Source organism: Leptolyngbya sp. ST-U4 (genome assembly GCF_039962215.1).
GTDB lineage: Bacteria > Cyanobacteriota > Cyanobacteriia > Elainellales > Elainellaceae > Leptolyngbya_A.
This window is the reverse complement of the sequence record NZ_JAMPKZ010000020.1, coordinates 46,571-71,420: the sequence shown is the minus strand read 5'-3', so window position 1 is coordinate 71,420 and position 24,850 is coordinate 46,571. Positions and strand designations below refer to the sequence as shown.

Below are 24,850 nucleotides of genomic sequence, written 5' to 3'. Positions count from 1 at the left end.
TCGCTCTACGAGTTTCTGGCGCAGGTCACGGGAATAGGGTTTCATGTCAGGCAGCTTCTAGATGGCACTTCCATTACTCTATCTTGTACCTCGCCAGCCTGGAAAAGGCTGTAAAGGTTATTTGTGATTCCCCAAAACTCTCAAACAGCGGTCTGCCGTTCTGAAACGACCCAAGAGGTTGTTCGTCGATGAGATTGAGGGGAAAACAGTACATGCTCCGGCTAACACATGATGGCAGCGGGCGATCGAAAACCGCCGGTACTGAGTTTGGGTTACTTGGTTTGAAGTTACTTGCTGCCGCTGATTTGAGCCGTAAAGCAGACGATATTATATTGCTGGCAGGGGTAAGGTCTCCTTTGGCACGAGAGCTGTAAAGGATAATAATCTGCGGACTATATTTCTCGCATAAATCGGAAACCACCTGAACGAGAAGAGCTGCCATCGCCTCATCTCCTGTTTGCCATACTGTACGACTGGCAGAGACGATCGCCCCCATTACACCCCAAAAAGCCCCCTGCCGCGAATCGACAGAGGGTTAATCAATCAAACGATCGGGCTAATGACCGCAACCTACAGAGCTGCCAGCAGTTCTGCCGAAAGGCGCTTCAGTGCCAACCGCTCGTTTTCGATATCGACGTAGATCGTATCGCCGTCGTGGAATTCTCCGCGCAGAATGGCTTTAGCGATCGGCGTTTCCAGTTCGCGCTGGATGGCTCGCTTGAGGGGGCGTGCGCCAAATACCGGGTCGTAGCCCACTTCTGCCAGGAAGTCGAGGGCAGCTTCGGACAAGCGGAGCGACATCTTGCGATCGTCCAAACGCTGGGACAGACGATTGACCTGAAGCTGGACAATTTGCCGCAATTCAGAGCGTTGCAGGCTGTGGAAGATGATCAGCTCATCTACCCGGTTCAGGAACTCTGGGCGGAAATTCGATCGCAGAGCATCCATCACGCGCGATCGCATTTCTTCGTAGAGTTCATCGTTGCCTGCCAGGTCGAGAATGTACTGCGACCCAATGTTGCTGGTCATGATGATCACGGTGTTCTTGAAATCGACCGTGCGACCCTGCGAGTCCGTCACGCGACCGTCATCGAGGATTTGCAGCATGATGTTGAACACATCGGGATGTGCTTTCTCGATCTCATCAAACAAAATTACCGCATAGGGACGACGACGAATCGCCTCGGTCAGCTGACCGCCTTCCTCATATCCCACATATCCGGGAGGCGCACCGATCAAACGAGAAACGGCGTGCTTCTCCATGTACTCAGACATATCGATTCGCACCATTGCTTCTTCGGTGTCAAACAGGTATGCCGCCAGAGCCTTCGCCAATTCCGTCTTACCGACCCCGGTCGGACCCAGGAAGATAAAGCTGGCGATCGGTCGATTGGGGTCAGCCAACCCAGCACGAGAACGCTGAATTGCGTCTGCAACTGCCGTCACTGCCTCATGTTGACCCACAACGCGCCGATGCAGCTCGTCTTCCAGGTACAGGAGTTTCTGCATTTCAGACTCGACCAGCTTGCTCACCGGGATGCCCGTCCACTTGGAAATGATTTCCGCAATGTCGGACTCGGTCACTTCTTCGCGCAGCATTGATTTACCGCTGGTTTGCGTCTCGGTCAGCCGCTTTTCAGCTTCTTGCAGCTTGCGTTGCAGGTCGGTGAGTTTGCCGTATTTCAGTTCCGCTGCGCGGTTGAGGTCGTAGTCGCGCTCCGCCTGCTGCACTTCCAGGTTGACGCGATCGATCTCTTCTTTGAGCGTCTGGATCTCAGTGATCACTTCCTTCTCGGACTGCCACTGAGCATTCAGCGTAGTATGCTCTTCCTTCAGATCAGACAGCTCTTTGTCAAGGCGATCGAGCCGTTCGCGGGAACCCGCATCGCTTTCTTTTTGCAGCGACAGCTTTTCCATTTCAAGCTGAAGGATTTTGCGATCGACCTCATCCAGTTCCTCCGGCTTAGAGGTGATTTCCATTTTCAGCTTGGCAGCTGCTTCGTCTACCAAGTCAATGGCTTTGTCTGGCAGGAAGCGATCGGAGATATAGCGGTTCGACAGGGTAGCCGCAGCCACCAGCGAAGAGTCAGAAATCTTGACTCCGTGGTGAACCTCGTACCGTTCCTTGAGACCCCGCAAGATCGAGATCGTGTCTTCCACCGAAGGCTGATCCACATACACCTGCTGGAATCGCCGCTCCAGGGCTGCGTCCTTCTCGATGTACTTGCGGTATTCGTCCAGCGTGGTCGCACCAATACAGCGGAGTTCCCCTCTTGCCAGCATGGGTTTAAGCAGGTTTCCCGCATCCATCGCGCCCTGGGTTGCCCCTGCACCGACAACAGTGTGAATTTCATCGATAAATAGAATAATGCTGCCATTGGAATCCGTGACTTCCTTTAGCACTGCCTTGAGCCGCTCCTCAAACTCGCCGCGAAACTTGGCTCCGGCGATCAGTGCACCCATGTCCAGCGCGATCAGCTTGCGGTCTTTCAGCGATTCGGGCACGTCACCCGCCAGAATGCGCTGTGCCAGTCCTTCCGCGATCGCCGTCTTACCCACGCCCGGTTCGCCAATCAGCACAGGGTTATTCTTCGTGCGGCGCGAGAGAATTTGAATCGTGCGGCGAATTTCGTCATCGCGTCCAATCACCGGATCAAGCTTGCCCTGACGCGCCGCCTCGGTCAGATCCCTCCCATACTTCTCTAGAGCTTCGTACTTGCCCTCTGGGTTTTGATCCGTCACTTTCTGGTTTCCTCTTACCTGATCCACAGTATTCTTTAGTCTATTCTCGTTTAGCTTAAATTCCTGGAACAAGCTCTTGCCGAAGCGATCGTCTCTTGCATACGCCAGCAGCAGGTGTTCGACCGAAATATACTCGTCGCCATACTCTTTCCGCAGCGTTTCAGCCCGATCGAGCAGAGTATCGAGTGAGCGACCCAGATACACCGAACTGCCTGCACCCGACACTTTCGGCTGTTTTTGAATGTATTTTTCCGTGTACTCGCGGACGCGCTGCACGGTCACGCCGAGCTTGTTTAGAATACTCGTTGCCAGTCCTTCTGGCTGCTCCAGAATCGCCAGCATCAAATGCTCTGACTCAAGCTGCTGATGCTGTGCCTGCTTTGCAATATCGGGAGTCCGAACGATCGCCTCCCACGCTTTCTCAGTGAATTGATTTGGGTTGGTTGGCTGCATAGGCACTGAGGGGAATGAAGAATCGCAGGGTCATACTTTTAGCAGTGATGGGGATGCCTCTCACCTGCCACTCAATACCACTGACCCCAGTGACTTTATTTTAGGGAGAATTATGAAGACGAGGCGATCGGGCATCACACCTTTTGATGGCGTAATCTCGTCCCTTCGTGAAGGATTATGACTAGGCAGATAAAGGATTGGCGCGGGTAGCGTGTAATCGTTCTACAGAAGTTTCTGCGCTCTACACATCACGAGCAACGCTTGAGCGGATTCCACTGCTTTCTATTCAGTTCAATTCACGCTATTTAATTCACGGTGCGATTAACCTTCCTGCCTCAGCGAAGCAGATGATTTTGCCCTTGTTCTTCTCCTGGATGCGTCGATACTCCAGATCCCTGGACCATGAGCCGCAATATAGAGAAAAAGGAAACAGTAGAGCATGGCTAACTCACCTCCGTTAACGATCGGGAGAAAGCCTTTTGAAGCATGCAGCATAAAGTAAGCGACTGCCATTTCACCGCTGGCAATAAAGGCCGCATAGCTTGTCAGCAGTCCGATCGCAATCAATAAGCCGCAAACTAACTCCAGCAGTCCCCCAAATCCCAGGAATGAGGTGATGGAGAGGGGTGGTTTACCACCTGGAATACCCAATATCTTTTGAGTGCCATGCAGAGCAAAGGACAATCCTGCAACGATTCGCAAAATTGCGTAAATGTAGGGGGAGTAGCGGGCAAGAAATGGATTCATATTTCTCAGTATTTTTCAGTTCGTAGGTTGTTTGTTTACTCTAGAAGAGATTAGTACGCAGAGTGGACTTCGATCGCCTGAAAGACCTGCTGCAATTGATGCAGTAAACCTCGCAGGCTGCCGATGTCGGCTTGGGGTTAACTTGTTCAGCAGCAATCTGGTTAGTTATCAAAATTCATTCATTTCTACTTCTTCCTTAAGATGGGTTTTGCTAAACCAGTTTGTAATAGATTAGCTTATCTGAACTAGCGCGATCGCCTGCTCTCTCATCTCATGATTCTGTCATTCAGGCAGTTGGTGAAGCAAGTTCCCTATAGACGATCGCAGCTTTAACTCACCCAAGTTAGTAGAAGCCAAAGACAATCAACTCAGAATTGATTTAGCCGAATATATTAGCTAAATACAAAGCACAGATTTTTGTTCATTTTTTGTTCAGCAGTATGATGCAGCAGTACAAACCGCTCTTTCGGTTCATTCTTGCCCTGGCAGTGGTGGCGATCGGTGCTACGCATTTTACCAGCCCAGACTCCCACATTAGAATTGTGCCATCCGTCCTTCCTCATCCCTTGGCACTGGTCTATGGGAGTGGAGTGATTGAGATCCTTGCTGGAATTGGGTTGCTCATTCCTCGTGCCAGTCATGCAGCCGCTTGGGTTTTGGTTGTACTTTTCATTGCTATTTTTCCAGCGAACCTCAACCAGGCAATTCATAATATTCCAGTCTCAGCAATGCCGCATGATCCGCCGCTGATTTGGTTGCGTTTTCCTTTTCAGGTCTGCTTAGTCCTTTGGGCTTGGTGGCTGACTAGAGCCGATGAGGCTGTAGAAACAATGGGCGCGATCGAGCCAGACTCTGATACACCTAAAATCATCCCTGAGAGCAAGGTAAATTCCAATGAACGGTAGCAACTTGGGTGGTAAAGGAGAATTACAATGCAATTGAATTTAATGCTGCTCTGGATCACGCTTTCGTTTGTCGTTGTTGGAGCAATCATGCTGCTGCTGCAACCCGTGATCGATTTCCATTAAACCAGGCAATCAGAGCAACAAGAGAAATACCGGAAGTGTAAATCACCCTAGCCTTCTGACCCTGGCAGTTATGACGTAGCAGTGTTGTAGATTGCCAGGCAGGAATTTGAAGCACTGCGATCCGTCATTGGAAAGACGTTATCGGGGGGCAATCTTTTTAGGATCGTCCGCAACGCAAGAATTTAGCTTAAGGCAGAACAATGACAAAGCAGTTTAAGAAGGGCGACAAGGTTGAATGGGATTCTTCGGGTGGAACCACTCATGGCGTGATTAAAGAAATTATCACTGAACCCACCGATTTCAAGAATCATCATTTTGAAGCATCGAAGGACAAACCTGAGTATTTAGTTGAAAGTGAAAAAAGCGGCAAAGAAGCAATTCATAAAGCCGAAGAACTGAGGAAAGTGAAAGAGAAGTAGCATGGTACACCACACGGACACCGAAAACGAAACCGTTCTACGCGAATTTCGAGAAGCGGTTAATATGCCTGCGAAGGAACTTGAACACTGGCTAAAAACCGAAGAGTCGCAGTCGGTAGGCATGAAAGAACACGAAGGTGACGAATCTACGGGACATCAAACAGGTCGTCATCTCGTAGAACTACTGCACAAGAAACGGTCAGACTACAGCGAGGATGACTATAACCAGATGCGCCGTGTGGTGAGCTATATTCATCGTCATTCTGCATAAAGACTGGATGGAGATATCACTCATACTCGCTGGCGGTATTCATTAAAGAACTGGGGACATGAACCGCTCAAAGATTAAAGTTCAGCACAAGTTCAGCATAAGTTCAGCAGGAGCAGTACGATGCGATCGAATGAACAACGCTACCGTGACCGAGTAGAGCAGAACGATGCTCACGATAGAGAGCTTGTAGATGATCATCTAAGTTCCTCTGTTCAAACGGATGACCCAACATCAAACCAGCGCAATCAGGATGAGATAGCAGAACGCTTTATGCGATCGCTACAGCAAATTGAAGTAACCGGAGACGTTGAACCACTTGTTGCTTTGTTTGCAGACAACGCGGATGTTCTTAATCTGGCAATGTCTGAACCGCTTCAGGGACAGCAGCACATTCGGCAGTTCTGGCAAAAATATCTGTCGGTGTTCGATCGCATTCATTCCCGTTTTACCCATGTGGCAGAGGGAAACGGAACGATTACGCTGGAATGGATTTCAGAAGGAGCTTTGTCATCGGGCGAACCTTTCAGCTATCGAGGGGTAAGCATTCTGGAAACGAAGAATGGGCGAGTGCAACATTTTCGCACTTACTATGATTCCGCCGCATTCTTGCCGCAAGGCGCAAAATAGCCACAGCCTTGTGCCCTGCGACTGCATCTCGCATCCATTGTGGTCGCCTGTATGCCGTCCTCTAACTTGTTGATATTGCAGGCATCTATGCCCACAGAGCGAGGATCGGGCGATCGCTTCTTCAGCACTATGAGATTGTGACTTTGCAACACGAGCAAACCTGCCTCACCTTCTCATCTATCCAATTAATCAGGATTTAGATGTGTCTACTGCGTTTCGCTGTCATGCTGGCGAAATGTTTCTCTCGACTGGATTCCGCGTTCTCCAGGTTGGTCTGCTCGGTGTATCAGTTTCGACCTATCTGATTGATGAAACGGCATAATCGGAGAAACTTCAATGACTTCTTCTCAAAACCCATCTGCAAACAATCATCACAAAATTCGCTATGCCATTGTTGGACTTGGCTGGTTTGCCCAGCAAGCTGCAATGCCCGCCTTTTCCCAATCCGAGAATTCTGAGCTAGTCGCCCTTGTTTCTGACGACCCGACTAAGCTTCAGGAGCTGGGTCAGAAGTACAACGTACAACATACCTATCCCTACGAGCAGTACGAAGAGTGCCTGACCAGCGGCGCAGTAGATGCCGTTTATATTGCGCTGCCGAACCACCTGCACCGCGAATATACCGTGCGAGCTGCCGAGCAGGGAATTCATGTGCTATGCGAAAAGCCAATGGCAGTCACCGCAGAAGAATGTGAGGAAATGATTTCCACTTGCGAAAGCAAAAACGTCAAGCTAATGATTGCCTATCGCTTACACCTGGAACCCGCCAATCTAGAAGCGATCGAAGTGGTGCAATCCGGGCAGATCGGCGAGCCGCGCATTTTTAACTCGGTCTTCACCCAACAGGTGACTGACGAAAGCAACATTCGTTTACAGCATGAAACAGGGGGTGGCACGCTCGACGACATTGGAATCTACTGCATCAATGCAGCGCGGTATTTATTCCAGGACGAACCCACTGAAGTGTTTGCCTTTGCTGCCAACCGTGGAGAAAAGCGATTCAGCGAAGTCGAAGAAATGGTGACCGCAATTTTGCGCTTCTCGAATGAACGACTGGCAACCTTTACTGTCAGCTTTGGCGCAGCTTCGGTTTCAACTTATCAGGTGGTTGGAACCAAAGGCGATTTGCGGTTAGATCCTGCCTATAGCTGGAACGGGGAACTGAAGCATTACCTCACAATCAACGGTGAAACTCAGGAACGCAGTTTCCCAGACCACAGCCAGCTTGCTGCTGAGTTCACCTATTTCTCGAACTGTATTCTCCAAGATTCACAGCCAGAGCCATCGGGACAAGAAGGTTTAAACGATGTTCGCATTATTCGCTCGCTTTACCAATCGATCAAAACCGGTCAGCCGGTGAAGATTGCGCGGCTAGATGAGCATCAGCGTCCGACAGTGGATCAGGCGATCGCGTCCCCTCCCAATCCAGAGCAGCCTGACTTGGTAAATGCTGCCACTCCTAGCAATTGAAACCGCTAAGTCAAACAACGGGTGGGAACAGGGTGTCTGGGTCAACCCAATCCACAGAAGCATTGCGCGGGCTGACAGGCAGAGGACATTCAAATTTCTTTTGCCGATGTTGGACTGGTAAATCCCCAAAGCAGTGGATAATGATCGGAAAAGACTGCTTTCAGATATCCTTTCCCCCGTTTCGCCTATTTAAGCAGCGGCAACAATTGGTAGATTACCTTTGTGATCATCAGCTTCAGCAGGTTGCCGTGGTTGGAATCGACACTGATATGTGCGTCTTACAAATTGCGATGGATTTGTGGCGTTATGGATTTGTGGCGTTGCTGAATTAGGATGTGAATGGTGCAAATTTAGCTTCTGCATTGCCCCCTAAATCCCCCAGTGCTGGGGGCGTATCATATGCTTATTCAGCAGCAAGAACACAGATAAGATCAACGGATAACTTAAATCTCATAGTGCCATAACTCCTTCTGCTGCAAAATAATTTTTTGGAGTGGCAACCGCTGAATATATTGCTGCTGCTCAAGCAGGCTCAAAGTTCGGGTGACGGTAATTCGAGTAATGCCAATCAGGTCTGCTAAATCCTGATGCGTTAGGCGTAGATCAATCAAGCAACCGTCCACCGTGGTTTGACCAAAGCGATCGGCTAACCACTGAAGCAGCCTCAGCAGCATGACATCAGCACGCTTAGAACCACGAATGACCATTAGGGCTTCCAGGTAGTTAACATGGGTTAGTAGCGTATCTGCTAAATCCGGAACCTCATTAATTGCGATCGGAGTCGCTTTCACTGGAGTCAAGCACTCGATTTGATAGGGATTCACTTGAGTTAGCGATCGTCCAACGCAGTTCCCTGCTCCCCAGAGACCGAGTACAATAAGCGTTCCATCCTCTGACCAAGTTACTGTTCTGACAAATCCTGATTCAATCTTCCAGAGTATATTGGAGCGGCAGTCAATCACACTACGGGCATTAAATCGGTGAACAGAGAACTGTGGGGTTGCCTGTTTCCAAGGTGGGAGAGTTACAGCAGTCATCGCTTATTCCTATTGCTGAAATTGTTATTGCTGAGAATTGGGATAAGCAAAACCTAGGAATGGAACGTGCCCAAAATACGATCGAGAATTTGGGTTTTCAAATCGGCAAAAGCGGCACTTCCAGGATTGCGCAGACGCGGAAGGGGAATCGATAGATCCAGATCAACGCTGCCATGATTTAAAACAATGACGCGATCGGCAAGATAAACGGCTTCTTCGACATCGTGTGTCACTAAAATGGCAGTGAACTGCTGCTCCTGCCAGAGCGTTTGGATCAACTGCTGCATCTCAAGCCGGGTCAGGGCATCTAACGCACCCAGGGGTTCATCTAACAGTAGAAGCCGAGGCTGGCTGACTAGGGCACGTGCAAGAGCAACTCGCTGCCGTTGTCCACCAGAAAGCTGCGTGATCCATGATTGAGATCGATCACCTAAACCAACCTGTTCCAGTGCCCACCGGCTGCGTTGCCGCCCTTGTTTACTCAAACCTAAGGCTACATTGTCCAGGACTCGCCGCCACGGTAGGAGTCGCGCATCCTGAAACATGATTCTTGTAGTAGGATTTAATCCATTTACAGGTTGCCCATCCAGGTTAATATGCCCGTTTGTGGGAGAATCTAATCCAGCAATCAGGCGCAGAAGTGTGCTCTTACCGCAACCGCTTCGCCCAACGATCGCAGTAAACTCCCCTGGACGTATCGATAGATTGATCTTTTGTAAAACCGAAACCGAACCAAAGGATTTTTCTAGATGATGAATTCTAATTTCAGTTCCATAACTATGCCTTGATCGATCGTTTTTTTCGTTAGAAAACCGATTCTCAATGGGTTGCCTTAATGTATTCATGCTCTCCTCCCTAACGCCATTGCATCAAATTATTTAGTTATCCAAAAATTTTCTGTTTCTATTCTGGAACCTAGTCATCTCTTGTCTTTCCAGCCTTCATTCTCTTATCTTTTCATTCGTTATCTAACTTCTGACTAGGATGCCAGGGCAGCCACCATTGCTCTAAGCCGCGCACGATCGAATCCGCCAGTTTACCCAGCAGCGCGTACAGCAAAATACTCAGCACCACAATGTCCGTCTGCATAAACTCTCTGGCATTCATTGCCATGTAGCCGATGCCTGAATTCGCCGCGATCGTCTCTGCTACAATCAGCGTCAGCCACATTAAGCCCAACGCATATCGCACTCCCACTAGCACTCCTGGTAACGCACCGGGCAGGATAATTTTCCAGAACAGTTCCCACGATCGGAGTCCATAAACCTTTCCCATTTCAACTAAACCAGGATCGATCGATCGAATGCCGTGAAAGGTATTGATATAGACAGGAAAGAGAACGCCGATTGCGACTAGAAATATTCGTGCCGGGTCGCCAATGCCAAACCAGAGAATAACCAACGGAATCATCGCCAGGTGCGGAATATTACGAATCATCTGCACTGAGCTATCGGTAAAACTTTCGGCAAGTTTAGAAACGCCGTTGAGAACGCCGAGGAATAAGCCGATGCCCCCGCCGATTGCAAACCCAACTAACGCTCGCCAGGTGCTAATCTGGACGTTTTTGAACAGTTCTCCGCTAACCGTGAGCTTAATTGCGGCGTCTAAAACCTGTGTTGGTGCAGGCAAAATGCGAGTGGCAATCAGTCCTGCCTGAGCAAGAATTTGCCAGATCACCAGAAGGGCGATCGGCACAAGCCAGGGAAGAAACTGCTGCCAGGGAAGCCGTTCCCAGCTTAATCTTGATCCTCTTTTTTGTAGGAGTTGCATAGTAGATCGGTGAGTCAATCAGTAAAAGAGTAATTAGCGAAGAATTGCGATTGCGGCTACAGATTGGTGTACGTCTCTAGCCCAGAAGTTGCCGGATAAAGCAATTGGCGAATATCAATTTATTTGGAAACCGCCTTCTGTACATCCAATCTGCCCGCTCCTGAATGCCGCCAATTACCTGTGCAGTAAGTGGCTCCACCTGTTCGACCAGTCGTTCCTTCCCCAACTGCTTCACGGTATCTGGCTTCAAGTCAGTTAAGAGCTACGAATAAAAGTCTGGAGTCGGGAATTGATCGTTCAATACCCAGTCACCGATCGCTTTCACTTTGTAATCAACTGGGTCGTGCAGGGTGAAGGTCCGCAGATTGCGCCAATATCGATCGAATCCATAGCGAGAATGAGTCGAGCGCGTTCCCATCACATCGAAAATTTTGCTGGTAAGCTCCAGTCCTAACTTAGTGACAAAGGCTTTTGCTGTTGCAATCGCGATCGCACATTCTCCCCGTTCGACTGCACTAAGATTCTCCTGTTTCTCCCAAGCGGTTTGAACAAGCTGGGTAGCGCGATCGGTCAGTAAGATTGCTGCTTCCAGGTTCATCCACATTTCCCCGTAGTGTTGAAGGATGTAGGGATCATCAGTTGCCTTTTCAACACCAGAAGTCAGCCAGGCACGGGTACTGGTTTGTGTATATTCCTTTGCTGCTTCAAAAGCACCGAGCGTGATCCCTAAGTAGATATTGGTGAAAGTGATTTGCGTTAAACAGGAGCGAAAAGTTCTGAAGACTGCGCGAGCAGGATCGGGAGTAAGAATTTCATCCGCTTCGATGAATACATTGTTAAACGTGATGCTGCCGCTATCTGTTTGCCGCTGTCCCATATTGTCCCAATCCTGATTGACCACAACCCCCTCTCGCTGGGTGGGGACGATCGCAATCCGAAAGCCCTCAACGTCCTCCTGCACTATGGTGAGCGGAATCAAATCAGAATCGACAGAACCAGAACAAAAACTCTTCGTGCCATTGATTCGGAAATGGCTGCCTTCGGGCGTTAGGAGCACTCTGCGATCGAGCGGATTAAACCCATTGCACCAAACCCAATTGTTCTTTGTCGTTAGTGTATAGTAGTGTTTTCTCTGCTCAAGGCTGCCAAAGAGATGAGGGGAAACGACACTCAGATGATGATAGGAAAACACATGGGCGATCGAACTATCGACTTCGGCGAACTTGCGGGTGATCTTGAGAACTGTATCCCATCCTTCTCCCAATCCCCCATACTCCTGAGGAATGATCAGCTTCAGCAAGCCACTTTTCCGCAGACGATCGCGTTCTGCTAGCGGTGTTCCACCCGCCTTGTCCCGCTCGATTGCAGTTTGAGCAAACTCAGCGGCAAGAGTATTGGCTTGAGCGAGGTAGTCAATCGAGGTGAATTTGGGAAGAAGTTGCATGAGATTAGCTGGGTGGAGGAGAAAGATGAGTCGATGGGTGATTAGAAACTTGCCTTGATCAGGGGGCGATCGTTCAGGGGTTCAATGGTTGGAAGCTCTTCGAGGGAAAGATCAAGCTCAATGAGCAGGCGTTCTTTCCACTCCTGGAGGTCTTGCTCCGTGCGTCTGCGGGGACGAGGGAAATTGAGCTTAAATTCTCGGTGGACTCGTCCAGGATTGCCGCGCATCACGATAATGCGATCGCTCATGACCAAAGCTTCTTCAACATCGTGGGTCACGAAAATGAGCGTGGGACGATCTTCACTCCAGATTTGCAGCAAGTGATCCTGAAGTTTCATGCGAGTAAAAGCATCCAGGGCGCTAAACGGCTCATCCAGTAACAGAATCGAAGGCTGAGTCACAAGGGCACGGGCGATCGACACACGTTGCGCCATTCCTCCTGATAATTGACGGGGCAGAGCGTGGGCGAATTCGGTCAGTCCTACTTTTGCCAGCGTTGAGGCGACCCGTTGCGTTTGCTGGTCAGGAGCCATTTTCTCTAAACCAAACCGCACATTATCCCAAACCGTAAGCCAGGGCATCAAACGGGGTTCCTGAAAGATAATGCCGACTTCAGGATGAGGAGAAGTAATGGGTTCATTATCGATCGAAACTGTTCCTGCCGTGGGGTGCTCTAGTCCTGCAATCAGACGCAGCAAGGTGCTTTTACCGCAGCCGCTCGTTCCAATCAGGCTGACAATCTCTCCGGGCTGTATCTGGAGATTCAAATTGTCTAGCGCAATGAAGCCATTTTTGAATCGCTTGTAGACGTTCTCGATCCGCAGCATTTTCAGAGTTGCCTTTTGCCTAATTTTTTGTCTGAACCGTTCTGAACAGTAATGTAAGGCTTTCCTAACGATTACAAGGCGGAAAGATAGGAATCTTGCCAGCTTAAAAACCGCTTGCCGATCGCCGCTAACAGCAGATCTGTTAATTTGCCGCAGAGCGCAAACAGGAGAATGCTAGCGATAATGATGTCTGGTCGCCCCGTCGTTTGTCCGTCTACTAGTAAATAGCCCAGTCCGCTGCTGGCTCCCATAATTTCTGCTGCAACGACAAACATCCAGCCTAGTCCCAATCCGCTCCGCAGTCCCACAACATAGGTAGGCAGTGTTGCAGGCAGAAACACACGCCAGATGAGCTTGAATTGGCTGAGCCGATAAACCTTACCGACCTCAACTAATTTACGATCGACATGCTGAATTCCAGTCATCAGATTGAGATACACGGGGAAGAATACGCCTACAGCAATCAGGGTAATCTTAGAAGATTCATAGATGCCCAACCAGAGAATGAATAAGGGAACCCAGGCGAGAGAGGGAATATTACGCAACGCCTGAAGCAGTGGATCAAGCAAGCGATAAGCTACACGAGAATAGCCAGTGAATGATCCCAGAATCGTTGCGGCGAATGCTCCGAGGAAAAATCCGAGCAATACCCGATAGAAAGTTACGGTGATGTGCTCGAATAGCTCTCCGGACAACGTGAGGCCCAGAAGGGTAAAGGCGATCGTAGAAGGCGCAGGCAACAGATTTGGAGGAAAGACACTCGCCGCAGAGAAAATCTCCCAGAGGACAAGCAAAATTGTTGGAATGAGCAGTCCAACCCATCCACTGGAAGACGACTGACTTTGAGAAGGAACTCGATTGAAGATGCGCAACGCCGGTGCAGCAAAACGATTCATGGGCAAACCCGTTGAAGATTCACTGGAAAGATTCACTGGAAAATTTGAAAAGCTGTTCTAAGGCTTGACCACTTTTTTCACAAATTCTGGATCGATTAAGTCTGTTGCAACTTGCTCCACGTTTATCGAAGACTGAATTACACCGCTCTTTTTCAGTACATCTCCGGCGGCTGTAATCACGGTTCTTTGACTATCGCCGATCGTAGAGTTCGATAAATCGGTTCGCCCAAGCTGCTTTGCTGCCACTGCATCGCTCAACTTGGCTTCCTTCGTCAGAATTGCCCTCAATTCACTAGGATTGTCGATCGCCCACAGCCGCGCCTTTTCGTAGGCTGCGATCACTCGTTCCACATAAGCAGGATATTCCTGAACAAATGCCTCCCGCACGTTCAGAACGCCTTGACTAATGAAGTTTGGGTTGCGATAAAACAGGCGAGATCCTTTCTCTAGCTCCGTTTTTGCCATGTGGGGATCGAGTCCTGCCCAGGCATCAACATCGCCCCGCTCCAGAGCCGCTCGACCGTCTGTATGTTGAAGTGGAACCAGTTCAATGTCTTTCTCAGAGAGCCCAACTTCATCTAGAGCACGTAGCAAAAAGATGTAAGGATCAGTTCCTTTGGTTGCTGCAACACGCTTTCCCTTTAAATCCTCAACTTTGTTGATTGGGGAATCTGCCCGCGTTACGAGAGCCGTCCACTCTGGCTTCGAGTAAACGTACACTGCTTTGATAGGATTTCCATTCGCTTTTCCAAGCAGTGCAGCTGCCCCTGCGGTTGAGCCAAAATCAATACTGCGGCTATTGAGGAATTCTAGAGCTTTGTTGCTGCCGACGCTCTGAGTCCATTCTACTTTGACATTATCCTTCGCTAACTCCTCCTCCAGCCAGCCTTTTTCTTTGAGAACTAGGCTTACTGGATTGTAGTAAGCATAATCCACTTTAATTGTGTCAGGTTTAGCAGCAGCCGAGCCATCTGGAGCCGTCTGAGCCGTTTGACTACTGCAACTGCTAACGACCAGCACTAGACTAAGCGCAACGGAAAATAGAGCCGCAAATCCGGGTAGATATTTAGCCGTAAAGCGGCGACGGATTGCTTTGAGATCGATGAATCGACTGAACGTTTTCATGGGGGGCGATCGGATTAATGAGATAGGTAAAGTGGAAGAGAATGTTTGCAGTTTAGGTTCACAATCGTTATTTAACGACCTGCGCCAACCGCGAAGCGAGTAGGTTGAATGATTGAAACCAGCTCATACACAGAATTTTGCAAACGCTGCTCAATTTCGCTATCAATAAACTGGTATTCGCCGCTGTCTTGCTTTTGTAATTGCGAATCCACAATGTACACACCTGCGAGAATACTTCTTGCACCCAGTGTGGAGAGAACGGGCTTCAGTGCGTAGTCGATCGACAAAAGGTGAGCGATCGTGCCTCCTGTTGCGATTGGAAGAATGACTTTACGAGAGAGTGCATTCTGCGGCAGCAAATCGAGTAATGCCTTTAATACGCCTGTATAAGCGGCTTTATAGACGGGTGTAGAGATAATGACTGCATCAGCAGATTCGATCGCAGCAACAACCTGCTTGATATCCGGGTGATCAAATTTAGCAAACAGCAGAGCCTCCGCATTGATGTCTCGAACGGAGACAATCTGGTGATCAATCTGTTCACGGTCAAGAATCTTCTGAGCGTACTCTAGAACTGCGTAGGTTCGGGAGGGATGCGCCGGACTTCCACCAATTAGAACAACCTTCGACATGACAAACAACTCCTAAAATTTTCAAAGTCTCCCCCTTGCGCTTTCAAAGCAGCAATCAACAAATGGGGAATTTAGAGGGGAATGCAAAACACAAGATACTTCTCTAGCTGGGACTGACGGGGAGCTTGTCGTTGGCCATAATTTCCCCGATCGGGCTCATATAACGACTGGGAGCCAACAGCGGTACATTCTCCAGCGGCAGTTTCGGAAAAACAAGTTCGGCAAAGCGATATGCCTCTTCCAGATGGGGATAGCCGGACAGCACAAAGGTGTCAATGCCAAGATCGGCATACTCCTGCATTCTTGCTGCGATCGTATCCGAATCACCAACCAGAGCAGTTCCTGCACCACCCCGTACTAGACCAACGCCTGCCCAAAGATTAGGGCTGACCTCCAGGCTGTCACGCTTACCGTTGTGAAGCTGTAACATCCGACGCTGTCCTTCTGACTCGGCTTTACCCAGGGCTGCTTGTGCTGCTGCGATCGTCTGATCGTCTAGATATTTAATCAAATCATTGGCTGCATCCCAGGCTTGCGCTGTCGTTTCACGGACAATAACGTGTAGCCGAATTCCAAATCGGAGGGTGCGTCCCTGCTCGGCTGCCAATCGCTTCACCTCGCTGATTTTTTCTGCAACCTGTGCAGGCGGTTCGCCCCAAGTGAGATAGAGATCGACGTGCTTTGCGGCAACCTGTTTGGCGATCGCAGAAGATCCCCCAAAATACAGCGGTGGATAGGGTGTTTGCACTGGGGGAAATAGCAGTCTGCCGTTTCGCACATCCAGGTGTTGACCTTGGAAGTTAACGGTTTCACCCTGCATCACTTCGCGCCAAACCGATAGAAACTCATCCGTTAGCTCATAGCGTTCGCTGTGGCCGAGATGCACACCGTCTGCTGCCATTTCTGCGGAGTCGCCACCTGTCACGACGTTAATCAGTAAGCGACCTTGAGACAGGCGATCGAATGTAGCTGCCATCCGAGCCGCAACGCCAGGAGAAGTCAAACCGGGACGAATCGCCACCAGAAACTTCATTCGCTTCGTCACCGGAACTAAAGACGCAGCTGTAATCCAGGCATCTTCACAGGATTTGCCCGTGGGAAGCAGTGCCCCGAAGTAGCCCAGTGAGTCGATCGCGCCTGCTAATTGGCGCAGGTATTCGGGCGTAATCGCTCTGCCGCCGACCGAGGTGCCTAAATAACGACCATCTCCGTGAGTGGGAATAAACCAAAGTACATTCATCGAAAATGCCTCAAATTCGTTTGACGACCAAATGTTGCAGCAATTGAGTTAGCCTGAGTGAGTCAAGTCATTCAGAATTTATTTGAGAAGGTGGTGTGCTGATCCAAACTGCCTTTCTAGCTATCTAATTCTGGGAAACTGCACTTGCTGATCGGTTCGAAGTTTCCTAGTGGAATTTAGGGGGCAATGCAGAATTTTCACTTCTCAAACAAGTTCTTAACCTTTCCACACAGCATCATTAATGTTGATTGATTTGGGAATTAGCTTCAGCTTGTAGAATGTATCTGCAATTTGCTGCTGACCATTCACCACTTGGGAATCGATCGGTTTAACACCGTATCCTCGTCGCGTTTCTGCCAGATCCAATGACGCTTTATCGATCTTTAGTTCCGCTGAAAGAAACTGCGCTACTTCATTAGCATTCCCTTTTGCCCAATCGCTTACCTTCGTCAGTTCATCCACAACAGCTTTTACCAAAGCAGGCTGTTCGCTTGTAAACTTCTGGGTGGACAGGAAGAAACCATGGTTTGCCACAATGCCTTTGCCGTCACGAAGGACTCTTGCACCAAGTGCCTTTTCGGTCGCGGCAAAAAACGGATCCCAAATTACCCAGGCATCCACACCACCTTGCTCAAAAGCAGGACGCGCATCACCCGGCGGCAGAAACACTGTTTGCACATCGGTATAGCTCAAACCTGCTTCCTCCAACGCTTTTACCAGCAGATAATGGACGTTGGAGCCTTTGTTGAGCGCGACTCTCTTGCCCTTTAAATCAGCCACGCTTTGAATTGGTGAATCTTTGCGAACCAAAATTGCTTCTGCGGCTCCACCCAATGGCTCATAGGCAACGTAAGCCAGCGGTGCGCCTGCTGCCTGAGCAAAAACAGGTGGCGTTTCTCCCGTGTAGGCAAAGTCGATACTGCCCACGTTCAACGCTTCCAGCATTTGCGGTCCCGCAGCAAACTCGTTCCACTCGACGGTTGTTTCTTCTGATTGCAGGCGTTTCTCCAAATCACCCCTACTTTTAAGGAGATTCAGAGCCGTTGCCGACTTCTGATAACCGATTCTCACGACCGAGTTGGTGGCCGCAGGAGCCGCAGGCGCATTTGTAGGGCGATTGGTTGCACTGGGAGCCGTGCAGGCAGCGACCGCCAGACTTAAGCCCAAACTTACTACCATGAGCAAGAAGAAGCGTCGGGTAGGGGAAAGGCGCATCCTGGAGGGTGTCATTGCTTGATAGCAGCGGGATGCGCCAGAGAAAAGCTTTACCGTAAGAGAATCAAACCATCGCCACATGAGAATTTCCAGAAGAAGTTAAGTCTGAGTAAGAAGCCTTAAACGTTGCTTGAAGTCCAACTAATGTGCGCTATTGCGATCGAGCTGTACAAATCAATCTGTTCAAAACCAATCAATTTAAGGCTGTAAATCAAGTCCTTTGGGGAAGTGTTCTTGATGCTGAATCAACCTTTTTCTTCCAGGAAACTTGCTTTGTATTGACCTTAAAGCAATCCTGAACTAAGGAAGAGCCAGAAACGAATCTACGGTAATTTGGTAGGGTTACCGATATTTGCATAAACAGCACTATGCCATAGTGCGATCGCAATTGCAAGCGTTTTTCAATTCGATCTGGCTTGAATTAGAGATCGCAAGTTAGTGGTCGCAGGCTATCACTTTCTTTCGGTAATCAATTGCTTCATCGGAAGAAACTGCTTCGTTGCCGCTGAACTTAGATTTGTTATTGGTAAAGGATTTGAGGAGCGTCTGGGCAACTCGCTGCCCTTGGATGCGAATTTCTGGAACAGCAGTGGTTTCCCAAAAATTGCCCTTTCGGGGAGAACCAATCGTAAAAATTTGTTGAGAGATCCTGCCCTCGTCATCGATCAATGCCCCATTTTCTGCAACTGCTAAGCCCAGATGAAGCGGATCAGAACAAACAAGTCCTGTAGCCAGAAGCTGTTCAATCAGAGGACTATTAACTTGGCGATAGTCACATTCAGAACCAGTACAGTTCAACACCAGATGCGATCGCACCTCGATCAAATCCTGACTTCCGCGTTTGCGAATGACTGTGGTCACCTCTGATCGCGTTTCGTGGAAAGCTTGAATACGTCCGGCATGGATCTGAAGTTGTCTAGTATGCAGCAATTGATTCAATTCCTGGGCAATCGTGGGCGCAACTCGATGTCGATGCACCTCCCAGTAGGGACGCAGATGCCGCAAAAAGCGACGCTGTTCTTCTAGGGACAAACGCTGCCAGAGCGATTCTGTTTGGGGGCGCAGTGCATCCATGACCGATCGCCAGTCATACCCCTGAAGTCTTGCCCGGTCGACTTCCTGCCGCACCCATCGCCAGAGCGATCGCACTGTCCTGCCTTCAGGCAAAGAAACGTTGTAAGCCGGAACCAATTGGTGTGATTGGGGGATTAAACCCCGACGGGAAACCAGATGAATTGCTCCGCAGTGTCCGCGCTGCTTCAGGGTCATTACCTGATCGATCGCCGTCAACCCTGACCCAATCAGGAGAACGGAGGCTGAGGAGGATAAACGGCTGAGCCAATCTTCATTCCAGGCTGATCTCACATATCGATCGCTCTCATAAAAACGAGAATCTGATATCGCCGGGTTACGAGGTGGTGGATTGCCAAAAGCAAGAACAACGCGATCGACAACGAGAGAGATTCCGGTTTGTAAAACAAGTTCTAGCTGAGATTGCTGGGGATGAATTGCCGTGACGATATCTCTATGACATCGTAAATGAGCGATCGAGGAATACCTGACTGCATCCTGTAGCACCGACTGAATATATTCCCCATAAATTCGGCGGGGAACGAAAGCAGCAATATCAGCATCGGACGAGAAATTGTGCTGGAGCCAGTGCAGGAAATGATTTGGCTGATCCGCAAAGAAGCTCATCTTACCGGCAGGAACATTAAGCAGATGGCAATCCTGCCTGGTTCCGTACGCGACTCCTTCACCGATCGAATTTTGATCAATCAAAAAAATCTCTAGAGGGTTAGTTGCCTGTTTCAGTAGATGAACAGCAACCATAACGCCACTCAGCCCACCACCCACAATGCCGATCCTCATAGAAGCTGAGGCGAACGATTTTGCTGGGATTGTAGTGCGCATCGTCCGATCGCTGAGCCACTGTGAAGCCGTTTCACGCTCGGTGTAATCAAGCAGTTGAGGATCAATCAAATGAGTCATGCAGGCTCTCCAATCCTTCTAATCTTGCTGGCTAATGTTTCTGAGCTGCTTGGATGAAACGAAATTGAATTTCAATTGAATTGTAATTCAGCCAGAATTTATGTCAAGAGCAGAGTCCCTTGAAGCCGCCCCCTGAAGATGCGATGATGGGTAGATAGTTGAGCGGCAAATCTGACCTTCAGACTGGCACTTTGGGCGATGGGCAAGCGCACCGAACGCAACCTGCTAGACATCCTGGTTCAACAGAATTACCTGTTCAAGAATCTGGATAAGAAATGGCTGGCAGCACACCTTCCGGTCGAGACTCTGGTTGCCGAAAAGATCTATTCCAATCGATTGGTTTACACCGCGTTCCGTCCCGATTCCTACATTGAGGTGCTGTACCTGATTCTGGAAGGCGGACCTGTGATTATTCGTAGTGCCCCACTCGATCGCATTATTGCCCTCAGCTATCCGGGCGGCTGTTTTGGGATGCGCAGTTTACCTGTTGGTTATGGCAGTGCAGGCTATGCGTTTCCCAGCCAAGTTGAAGCATACAAAACGACAAGCGTGATCAAAATTCCGCTCACCGTTTTACAACAGATTTACGAAACAAATGAAACCTTCCGCAGTCGCTACGATAAGCTGTTCGAGTTGCGCGAAAAGTTTCAATATCACCTGCTCAATTGCAGCACCTACCCACCTCAAGCTGTAGCATCACTGCTGCGAGCACTCGTGTATCAGGAACGATCGCTGGGCAATCAACCAAACGGAGAAGGCATTTATACCTTTGATTTACCGATCGACATTATTGCCCGTGCTTGTCAGTTAAATCATCGCACCGTCGAGCAAGTGATTAAAGGAATGCACAAAGTCGGACTGGTTGAACCCACAAAAGATAGCGATACCTCAAATGATATTTTGCGCGTGATTGATGCAGAAGGTTTAAAGGAAACCTACAGCGCAACCAGAGATAAAGTATCGTGGTGGCCCCTCAAGTAGGGCAAACGATTCAGTCTCAAAGTCCTAGAAAAGGGGAATGCCCAGGATAAATCTGATGAAGTTGCTGCCACTTTCACCCTGGAGACGATCGGTATACCCCAGTAGACACACTCTTCCAGTCTAATTACTCCCTACCTAAATGATGGAAGAGGGCTACAGGTAGTCAAAGTCCGATCGCTACACTAAGCAAGGATTTCATCGCAATTTCATCACTGCCTACTATTGTAGAAATAACTAAATGGTCATAATTTTTGCCCTATTCCTTTCAGGAGGGGCTTTTTCTTTCTCTGAAGCTTGTGGGTACACGAGAACTACCGACAAGCTTGATTCCCTGGGGTAGAGCTAAGACCGGGAAACTTATGCAGGGATGTTTCTGACAGGGATAGGTAATTGAACGAGAGCGCGAATTACAGCGTCTATTTCAAGCTATCTGATTAAAGATAGGAAAGAAAAAGCTTGCAACAATAGAAAGTGACACAAAAAACTGTGATTTGAGTACTTAACTCTGACACTTTCGCTGAGATTACTCGATAGGTTTGATAGAGCGTTTGATAGAAACAAGCACAATGGGCAATTGATCGTCTTGGCAGCAGGGGAACGTTGCAATTGCAGCGATAGCGATCGTTTGTTCGCTATCGTTTAACCTGAGCGAGCAACTGTCACACTTCCATTTTAAAAGTTTTGGTAAAAACTACCATTACTAAAAACAAACTTTACTGCAAAAAGTTAAGAAATGTGAAGCAAATTTAGCCTGTGGAAAACTTGCGTCTTTCCTGTGGAAAACTTGTTGAAAAGTAGTGGAAAAGCTATTCTTTAAAGGGGATAGCGAAAGTGAGTATAATTACCTATGTGATAAAAGCAGCAGTTTTCCCACAGGTTTTCCACAGGAACGATCACTTGAACCTCAACTCATCTAAGCATTTCGCAACTTTTTCCCTATTTTCCACAGGCTCTATTACTGCTAGATCTCTTTAAAACTATTTAAGAATAATCAGATCAAACGATCGAGCGATCGAGCAAAAAGGCTTGATTGAATGCGAATCGACAAGGGTGTTACGATCTGCATCCAGATTGGAAGCGTGTAGGCAAACCCTGAGAAATCCTTTACTCACTTTCTCAGATCCACGCTATATTTCTGCCAGCATGGGTTCTTTGGCATAGCAACCCGAAGTCAAACCGTGTTCCGCCTGTCTGCGATTTCCTCCCCCGTTTACGTTCACTTCCGTCCATGAAACTCATCTGCACCCAAAGCGAACTGAATACGCATCTCTCCCTGGTCGGTCGCGCGGTTCCTTCCCGTCCGAGTCATCCGGTTTTGGCAAATGTCCTGTTGACCGCGAATGACGAAACCCAGCAGGTCAGTCTAACAGGCTTTGATCTGAGCCTGGGCGTTCAAACCAGTTTTGCAGCACAGGTTCAGGAGGCAGGAACGCTAACGCTTCCGGCAAAGCTACTGTCAGACATCGTTTCTCGGCTGCCCGAAGGCGAAATTACCCTGTCTGACGAGGGCAATGAAGCTTTGGTGACGCTCACCTGTTCATCGGGACGCTATCAGGTGCGGGGTATGGGGGCAGAAGATTATCCAGAACTGCCTGCGATCGAGGATGGAAACATTGCCCAGCTTCCTGTTGAGGCACTGATTGAAGGGCTGCGCGGTTCGCTCTTTGCGACCAGTTCTGACGAGTCGAAGCAGGTGCTCACGGGCGTTCACATTACCGCAGAAGCCGACGGATTAGAATTTGCCGCCACTGATGGACATCGCCTCTCCGTGGTGCAGACCGTGAGTGAGGATAATCAAAACGAGGCGGAGTTTGGCGTCACCGTGCCCGGCAAGGCACTGCGGGAGCTGGAGCGGATGCTGCAAACTAATGGAACTGGAACAGCGATTACGGTACGGTTTGACCAGGGACAGCTTATCTTCGTCTGGGAAGGCAATCAACGCCTCACCAGTCGCCTGCTCGAAGGGCAGTATCCCAACTATCGCCAGCTTATTCCTCGCCAGTTTTCCCGCCAGATGACACTCGATCGCCGCCAGGTCATTAGCGCGCTGGAACGAATTGCAGTCCTGGCAGACCAGAAAAATAGCATTGTCAAACTCAGCCTCAACAGCGTTGTGCAGGAGCTTGTCCTCTCGGTAGACGCGCAGGATGTAGGTAGTGGGCGGGAGGCGATCGCCGCTCAAATTTCTGGTGACGATCTAGAGATTGCCTTTAACGTGAAATACCTGCTGGAAGGGCTGAAGGCATTGAATACCACAGAGATACAGATGCAGTTTAATACGGCAACTAGCCCCTCCATTCTGACCCCAGTGGGCGGCGTGAAGATGACCTACCTGGTGATGCCTGTTCAGGTTCGTAGTTGAAGTCTGACTGTATTTTTTGCTTCAAAGATATTTTTGTTTCAAGGATACTTTCGCCAAGCTGAAAAATTTGATTTTGAGCGATCGTTCTGAAGAAGAACCTTGCAAAAGCGATCGCTCAACCCACAAGAAGAGCCTGAATTAGAAAAAGGGGTAGGGCAACACAGCTATCTGCTAGAGATTCATGATTTTCTTGCTATCTCTTTATGGCAACTTTGACCAATTTCAGGAGATGCCTATTAGGCTGATAGCAGGGTGAGTGACTACCCTACCCAAGACCGGGGCAGGCAGTTATGGGGGCTCATGGACTGCTTGCTTCCCCTTGGGTACTCGTCAAGAGTCGCAGAGCGATTTGAACGAGTGATATAAACTACCACAGCAAAAACCGATTCAATTTCGGTCATCTTCAAACATCGGCGCTAAGGTTTTGCAGTGAGAAAAGTATGCTGTGTTCCAGGCTAATCCTCAAGCAGAGCTGTTTTGCGGCGATCGATATTCACGATCACAGAAGACGTTGATAGCGTTTTTGCACCCTGCTGCATAGTCTGCACGTCGATTTCTCGCCAGTCTTTCGGACTCTGGCAGTGATGAGCAACCAGTAATCCCCACAGACGCACCTGCTGATTTGATTCATCTTGCAGCGGAACCAGAATCGGCACGACGAGATTCGCTCGTACCTGCATTCCTTTCAGGAAACTCCGATGGCACTCGGCGATCGGTTCAGTGTCAATATCAGATATGGCTCGAACTCTGCCTTTTAGATATTGCTCTGCATATTCGCCGTTAAAGCACTCGTCGGGTCCGGTTTCGCCGTAGATGGAATATTTTGTGTCGCTTAGAGCTTCAAAGGTGACGCGCCCTTCCCATTCTCGATAGAAGTAATAAAGGGCAACGCGATCGACTTGAAGCTGTTCGCGCAATTCGTTGGCTGTTTTTTGGACTAAATCATCGCGCTCAAGATTGTGCGACAGCCGTCGAATCAGCTTTTGCAAGCCCTGATCAAAGGAAGTCTCAGACGCAGACGATGAGCGATCGAAACGATTTTGCACAGACTTAATGATGGAAAACAGTAACAATAAACCAGCGTACTTCTAATCTAGCTCTGGTTTAGCTTTAGGGCAATCACTCGATAGCAAGAGGTTGATGCAAAGCAGTTTCCTGGCAAGAATTAACTATCCGGCAGTTTTTAAAAGCTGATTGAGCTGCTGTACGAGCGGATCGCGCTGCTGTTGCTTAATCCGTTTGTAAGCGATCGCTAAACCCATTGCGAGACGGTCTTCGATCGCGGCTGCGGTTTGCTTTGATCGACAGGAATTCGCTAGCTTCTGGTAACTTTCTGCTCGGAACAGCGTGATGACTAACTCTTGAAACAATGCTGCATCAAAACAGGAAATCGTTTCCCGCAGTTCTGAGTCAGCAATCAGCAGTTGCTTTGCCTTACAGCGAATGACTGCCCGCATTGGCTGAATCGGTTGAGCAAGTTCCATAAACTGTCTTTGCATTTGAAAGAATGCTGTGAAGTATATCGTCTTACCAAAATCAGACTCAATCTTCTCGCGATAGATCTAAGAGATC

The 24,850-nt window shown here is 49.1% G+C and carries 23 protein-coding genes and 1 pseudogene; 8 read left to right on the top strand and 16 right to left on the bottom strand.

Annotated features, from left to right (window positions below):
* Window positions 1-570: 570 nt before the first annotated feature.
* Both clpB and NDA02_RS21560 read right to left on the bottom strand, forming a co-directional pair.
* The gene (gene clpB / locus NDA02_RS21565; protein ID WP_190789722.1) at window positions 571-3,195 is read right to left on the bottom strand and encodes an ATP-dependent chaperone ClpB; all 2,625 of its coding nucleotides are present in this window, start codon (window positions 3,193-3,195) and stop codon (window positions 571-573) included.
* Between the two features lie 321 nt (window positions 3,196-3,516).
* Window positions 3,517-3,942: a DoxX family protein gene (locus NDA02_RS21560; RefSeq protein ID WP_190789721.1), complete on the bottom strand. Its 426-nt coding sequence runs from the start codon at window positions 3,940-3,942 to the stop codon at window positions 3,517-3,519.
* A gap of 440 nt (window positions 3,943-4,382) precedes the next feature.
* Here NDA02_RS21560 and NDA02_RS21555 point away from each other — a divergent pair, with 440 nt between their 5' ends.
* The 6 genes and pseudogenes from NDA02_RS21555 to NDA02_RS21530 all read left to right on the top strand — a co-directional run bounded on the left by NDA02_RS21555 (window position 4,383) and on the right by NDA02_RS21530 (window position 8,089).
* Window positions 4,383-4,847 carry a DoxX family protein gene (locus tag NDA02_RS21555; RefSeq protein ID WP_199296289.1) on the top strand — a complete coding sequence of 155 codons (465 nt, stop codon included), beginning with the start codon at window positions 4,383-4,385 and terminating at the stop codon, window positions 4,845-4,847.
* Window positions 4,848-5,170: 323 nt separating this feature from the next.
* The gene (locus NDA02_RS21550; protein ID WP_348249689.1) at window positions 5,171-5,389 is read left to right on the top strand and encodes a DUF2945 domain-containing protein; all 219 of its coding nucleotides are present in this window, start codon (window positions 5,171-5,173) and stop codon (window positions 5,387-5,389) included.
* Between the two features lies 1 nt (window position 5,390).
* Window positions 5,391-5,738: pseudogene (locus NDA02_RS21545) on the top strand (DUF3140 domain-containing protein).
* A 42-nt stretch (window positions 5,739-5,780) separates the two neighbouring features.
* Window positions 5,781-6,287, top strand: coding sequence for a nuclear transport factor 2 family protein (locus NDA02_RS21540; RefSeq protein WP_348255806.1), 507 nt, complete (start codon window positions 5,781-5,783; stop codon window positions 6,285-6,287).
* 336 nt (window positions 6,288-6,623) lie between these two features.
* Window positions 6,624-7,757, top strand: a complete 1,134-nt coding sequence (locus NDA02_RS21535; RefSeq protein ID WP_348255805.1) for a Gfo/Idh/MocA family oxidoreductase — start codon at window positions 6,624-6,626, stop codon at window positions 7,755-7,757.
* Window positions 7,758-7,897: 140 nt separating this feature from the next.
* Window positions 7,898-8,089: an isochorismatase family protein gene (locus NDA02_RS21530; protein ID WP_190790600.1), complete on the top strand. Its 192-nt coding sequence runs from the start codon at window positions 7,898-7,900 to the stop codon at window positions 8,087-8,089.
* Window positions 8,090-8,200: 111 nt separating this feature from the next.
* Here NDA02_RS21530 and NDA02_RS21525 read toward each other — a convergent pair whose 3' ends face one another.
* The 12 genes from NDA02_RS21525 to NDA02_RS21470 form a co-directional block, all read right to left on the bottom strand.
* Entirely contained in the window at window positions 8,201-8,794 is a 594-nt protein-coding gene (locus NDA02_RS21525; RefSeq protein ID WP_190790601.1) for a Crp/Fnr family transcriptional regulator, read from the bottom strand.
* A 53-nt stretch (window positions 8,795-8,847) separates the two neighbouring features.
* The gene (locus NDA02_RS21520; RefSeq protein ID WP_190790602.1) at window positions 8,848-9,639 is read right to left on the bottom strand and encodes an ABC transporter ATP-binding protein; all 792 of its coding nucleotides are present in this window, start codon (window positions 9,637-9,639) and stop codon (window positions 8,848-8,850) included.
* A gap of 112 nt (window positions 9,640-9,751) precedes the next feature.
* Window positions 9,752-10,564, bottom strand: a complete 813-nt coding sequence (gene ssuC / locus NDA02_RS21515) for an aliphatic sulfonate ABC transporter permease SsuC (RefSeq protein WP_348255804.1) — start codon at window positions 10,562-10,564, stop codon at window positions 9,752-9,754.
* Window positions 10,565-10,640: 76 nt separating this feature from the next.
* Window positions 10,641-10,814, bottom strand: coding sequence for a hypothetical protein (locus NDA02_RS21510; protein ID WP_190791170.1), 174 nt, complete (start codon window positions 10,812-10,814; stop codon window positions 10,641-10,643).
* A gap of 12 nt (window positions 10,815-10,826) precedes the next feature.
* On the bottom strand, window positions 10,827-12,008 hold the full coding sequence (locus NDA02_RS21505) for an acyl-CoA dehydrogenase family protein (RefSeq protein ID WP_190791171.1): 1,182 nt from the start codon (window positions 12,006-12,008) through the stop codon (window positions 10,827-10,829).
* A gap of 41 nt (window positions 12,009-12,049) precedes the next feature.
* The gene (locus tag NDA02_RS21500) at window positions 12,050-12,835 is read right to left on the bottom strand and encodes an ABC transporter ATP-binding protein (RefSeq protein ID WP_190791172.1); all 786 of its coding nucleotides are present in this window, start codon (window positions 12,833-12,835) and stop codon (window positions 12,050-12,052) included.
* Between the two features lie 71 nt (window positions 12,836-12,906).
* Window positions 12,907-13,731 (bottom strand): ABC transporter permease, encoded by an 825-nt coding sequence (locus NDA02_RS21495; RefSeq protein ID WP_348255802.1) that lies wholly within the window; start codon window positions 13,729-13,731, stop codon window positions 12,907-12,909.
* A 57-nt stretch (window positions 13,732-13,788) separates the two neighbouring features.
* A complete protein-coding gene (locus tag NDA02_RS21490; protein ID WP_190793126.1) occupies window positions 13,789-14,856 on the bottom strand; it encodes an aliphatic sulfonate ABC transporter substrate-binding protein in 1,068 nt (355 codons plus the stop codon).
* 71 nt (window positions 14,857-14,927) lie between these two features.
* Entirely contained in the window at window positions 14,928-15,488 is a 561-nt protein-coding gene (gene ssuE / locus NDA02_RS21485; protein WP_190793125.1) for an NADPH-dependent FMN reductase, read from the bottom strand.
* A gap of 103 nt (window positions 15,489-15,591) precedes the next feature.
* The gene (gene ssuD / locus NDA02_RS21480; protein WP_190793124.1) at window positions 15,592-16,728 is read right to left on the bottom strand and encodes an FMNH2-dependent alkanesulfonate monooxygenase; all 1,137 of its coding nucleotides are present in this window, start codon (window positions 16,726-16,728) and stop codon (window positions 15,592-15,594) included.
* Window positions 16,729-16,944: 216 nt separating this feature from the next.
* Window positions 16,945-17,958: a sulfonate ABC transporter substrate-binding protein gene (locus tag NDA02_RS21475; RefSeq protein WP_190793128.1), complete on the bottom strand. Its 1,014-nt coding sequence runs from the start codon at window positions 17,956-17,958 to the stop codon at window positions 16,945-16,947.
* 420 nt (window positions 17,959-18,378) lie between these two features.
* Window positions 18,379-19,935, bottom strand: coding sequence for an FAD/NAD(P)-binding protein (locus NDA02_RS21470; protein WP_190793123.1), 1,557 nt, complete (start codon window positions 19,933-19,935; stop codon window positions 18,379-18,381).
* 198 nt (window positions 19,936-20,133) lie between these two features.
* Between NDA02_RS21470 and NDA02_RS21465 the strand changes: the two genes are divergently transcribed.
* Complete coding sequence (locus NDA02_RS21465; protein WP_348249676.1) at window positions 20,134-20,916, top strand: Crp/Fnr family transcriptional regulator; 783 nt, start codon at window positions 20,134-20,136, stop codon at window positions 20,914-20,916.
* Window positions 20,917-22,144: 1,228 nt separating this feature from the next.
* Complete coding sequence (gene dnaN, locus NDA02_RS21460; protein ID WP_190792242.1) at window positions 22,145-23,278, top strand: DNA polymerase III subunit beta; 1,134 nt, start codon at window positions 22,145-22,147, stop codon at window positions 23,276-23,278.
* A gap of 455 nt (window positions 23,279-23,733) precedes the next feature.
* Here the strand turns inward: dnaN and NDA02_RS21455 are convergent, their stop codons facing one another.
* Window positions 23,734-24,324 carry a GAF domain-containing protein gene (locus tag NDA02_RS21455; RefSeq protein ID WP_190792241.1) on the bottom strand — a complete coding sequence of 197 codons (591 nt, stop codon included), beginning with the start codon at window positions 24,322-24,324 and terminating at the stop codon, window positions 23,734-23,736.
* 123 nt (window positions 24,325-24,447) lie between these two features.
* Window positions 24,448-24,762 (bottom strand): hypothetical protein, encoded by a 315-nt coding sequence (locus NDA02_RS21450; protein ID WP_190792240.1) that lies wholly within the window; start codon window positions 24,760-24,762, stop codon window positions 24,448-24,450.
* Window positions 24,763-24,850: the final 88 nt, after the last annotated feature.

Coding starts and splice junctions, on each gene's coding strand:
- clpB (WP_190789722.1), bottom strand. CDS start 3,195: ATGCAGCCAACCAACCCAAATCAATTCACTGAGAAAGCGTGGGAGGCG.
- NDA02_RS21560 (WP_190789721.1), bottom strand. CDS start 3,942: ATGAATCCATTTCTTGCCCGCTACTCCCCCTACATTTACGCAATTTTG.
- NDA02_RS21555 (WP_199296289.1), top strand. CDS start 4,383: ATGATGCAGCAGTACAAACCGCTCTTTCGGTTCATTCTTGCCCTGGCA.
- NDA02_RS21550 (WP_348249689.1), top strand. CDS start 5,171: ATGACAAAGCAGTTTAAGAAGGGCGACAAGGTTGAATGGGATTCTTCG.
- NDA02_RS21540 (WP_348255806.1), top strand. CDS start 5,781: ATGCGATCGAATGAACAACGCTACCGTGACCGAGTAGAGCAGAACGAT.
- NDA02_RS21535 (WP_348255805.1), top strand. CDS start 6,624: ATGACTTCTTCTCAAAACCCATCTGCAAACAATCATCACAAAATTCGC.
- NDA02_RS21530 (WP_190790600.1), top strand. CDS start 7,898: ATGATCGGAAAAGACTGCTTTCAGATATCCTTTCCCCCGTTTCGCCTA.
- NDA02_RS21525 (WP_190790601.1), bottom strand. CDS start 8,794: ATGACTGCTGTAACTCTCCCACCTTGGAAACAGGCAACCCCACAGTTC.
- NDA02_RS21520 (WP_190790602.1), bottom strand. CDS start 9,639: ATGAATACATTAAGGCAACCCATTGAGAATCGGTTTTCTAACGAAAAA.
- ssuC (WP_348255804.1), bottom strand. CDS start 10,564: ATGCAACTCCTACAAAAAAGAGGATCAAGATTAAGCTGGGAACGGCTT.
- NDA02_RS21505 (WP_190791171.1), bottom strand. CDS start 12,008: ATGCAACTTCTTCCCAAATTCACCTCGATTGACTACCTCGCTCAAGCC.
- NDA02_RS21500 (WP_190791172.1), bottom strand. CDS start 12,835: ATGCTGCGGATCGAGAACGTCTACAAGCGATTCAAAAATGGCTTCATT.
- NDA02_RS21495 (WP_348255802.1), bottom strand. CDS start 13,731: ATGAATCGTTTTGCTGCACCGGCGTTGCGCATCTTCAATCGAGTTCCT.
- NDA02_RS21490 (WP_190793126.1), bottom strand. CDS start 14,856: ATGAAAACGTTCAGTCGATTCATCGATCTCAAAGCAATCCGTCGCCGC.
- ssuE (WP_190793125.1), bottom strand. CDS start 15,488: ATGTCGAAGGTTGTTCTAATTGGTGGAAGTCCGGCGCATCCCTCCCGA.
- ssuD (WP_190793124.1), bottom strand. CDS start 16,728: ATGAATGTACTTTGGTTTATTCCCACTCACGGAGATGGTCGTTATTTA.
- NDA02_RS21475 (WP_190793128.1), bottom strand. CDS start 17,958: ATGACACCCTCCAGGATGCGCCTTTCCCCTACCCGACGCTTCTTCTTG.
- NDA02_RS21470 (WP_190793123.1), bottom strand. CDS start 19,935: ATGACTCATTTGATTGATCCTCAACTGCTTGATTACACCGAGCGTGAA.
- NDA02_RS21465 (WP_348249676.1), top strand. CDS start 20,134: ATGGGCAAGCGCACCGAACGCAACCTGCTAGACATCCTGGTTCAACAG.
- dnaN (WP_190792242.1), top strand. CDS start 22,145: ATGAAACTCATCTGCACCCAAAGCGAACTGAATACGCATCTCTCCCTG.
- NDA02_RS21450 (WP_190792240.1), bottom strand. CDS start 24,762: ATGGAACTTGCTCAACCGATTCAGCCAATGCGGGCAGTCATTCGCTGT.